Origin of the sequence: Halorubrum distributum JCM 13561 (assembly GCF_000337395.1) — an archaeon.
GTDB lineage: Archaea > Halobacteriota > Halobacteria > Halobacteriales > Haloferacaceae > Halorubrum > Halorubrum distributum.
The window spans coordinates 1-1,833 of sequence record NZ_AOJF01000017.1; the positions used below are offsets into that span (position 1 = coordinate 1).

Genomic DNA, 1,833 nt, shown 5'->3' on the forward strand with positions numbered 1-1,833 from the left:
CCGCGTCATCGGTGTCGTCCTCCGGCTCAGTAAGAGTGGCTCCCATCTGCCGAGTCAGCGGCCAAGTCTTCGAAAGTTCGAATGGCGCTACTTCAGCACCAGGAGCGTCGACGTCGTCCGGTGTGCCCAGCTGGGAGACTCCATCTACTGTATCTAGTCGGTCGGATAGCGACATCACTCCGTATACTACCGCAGACGCCCGAAAAATATACTGTTCAGCTTTCTACTAACCAACACATCTGAGCGTGTTGGTTACCAGAGGTAGCTACTCACCCCCTTCGGAGGGTTCGAGGTTCTCTTGCTCCCACTCGTCGTAGTGACTCTTCTCAGTGGGTGGGTGGTAGTAGAGTACGATACAAAACACCAAAACGACTACTAGAATAGACGTGAGCGTGGCGAACCCCAGAACGTGGTTCTCAAGCCCTGTTCTCAGATAGTTCGGCTGTATCGCGCTCCCAAGAACTTCATACGGATGTGGTATCGCTGTGTGCTGGCGAAGAACAAAGCTCACGGGAAGGAACAGTATAGCAAAACCAGATAGTATAGCCACTCTGAAAGCGGGTTTCTTGAGTTGCGGTTGTTCCCTCGTCATCGCCACCCGTCAGCCCGTTCTTGATAACACTCCAAGCGCCAGAGAGCGATTCGATGGGAAGGTAGGTCTCGATGAAGCCCCAGATGAACTGGGAGATCCCGGCGACGATGATCGCCGTCCCCAGCCAGCTGACGCCTAGGGCGAACGGAGCACCGACGCCAAGTGCCATCAGCTGGGACTCACTGAACGCTTGAATGGCCAGAAAGGCTTGAAGCAGGCCTCCTCCGACTTGTTGAGCCGCGGTAGAGAGTGGGATCGCTATCCCATCTACAAGTAGTAACTCAACGACATCGTAAGCACCGCCAACAGCAGTGTTGAGGAACCAACTCCACCCTGAGAGTATCCACTCTACAAGCGCGCTCTGAAAGAATCCCAGGATATACTCATCCCACAGCCACCTACCGAAAGCTACCGGGTCTGTGAGTAACAGCACGAGCGCTGTTATCCCAGCCCCAGCTACTTCACGGCCTCTGAGCGCTTCTGAAATCCTTAAANCCGCCGTCTTCACTAGACATCTTGACCTCCCGTCCGCATCTCGAAGCAGTCGTAGGGCCGATGCCGACTTCTGTTCTCTCCTGGCTCTGTCGTTTCCGTCCCGATAGCTTGCGCTCTCATACTCACACTATATGTCCCAAACTATAAAACTTTGTCCCGTCATTTAGTGATTCCATCACAAAATACTGTGACAAGTCTTTTGTCTGTTGGGATGTTGTATCACTATATGGTGACACCGCAACGGACACAAACACGCGTGAGTACTGGTATCCTCTCCGACGGCGAGCGTGCGTTCTTCAACGGTGAAAAGCCCGTCAATGACCCTGATGGCTACAAGCGAAGCGCCCGCTATCGGGCACGACAGCGTATGAACCAGATCGAGGAGGACTTGGACGTCCTCCGAGAGGCTGGCCAGGAAGACCTCGTGGAGGAGTTCGTGAACCGATTCGGTCGGGTCGAACGGTTGGAGCGAGAGGTAGAGGAGCTCCGGTCGAAGTTGGATGAGGAAGGTGGTCAGTAGTCAATTACGGCCCATGTGAAGCAACACATTCGACCCCAACAGACGCAGATTTTCTAGCGAGTGCCAGTCGCCGAAATGGCGGTTCACCCCCTCCCCCCCCGTCCGACTCTTTATCCACGGAACACGCGCGCGGGAAGCGTCTCAGAAATCCGAGAGGTCCCGCCGAAATATCCATCCACACCTACCTCCGACCTCCTCTCCTCTCACACCTCCAACCACGATCTCG

At 54.9% G+C, this 1,833-nt stretch carries 1 protein-coding gene; it reads left to right on the top strand.

The features are described from left to right. Positions 1 to 1,313: 1,313 nt before the first annotated feature. Positions 1,314 to 1,607 carry a hypothetical protein gene (locus tag C470_RS15515; protein WP_152418620.1) on the top strand — a complete coding sequence of 98 codons (294 nt, stop codon included), beginning with the start codon at positions 1,314 to 1,316 and terminating at the stop codon, positions 1,605 to 1,607. Positions 1,608 to 1,833: the final 226 nt, after the last annotated feature.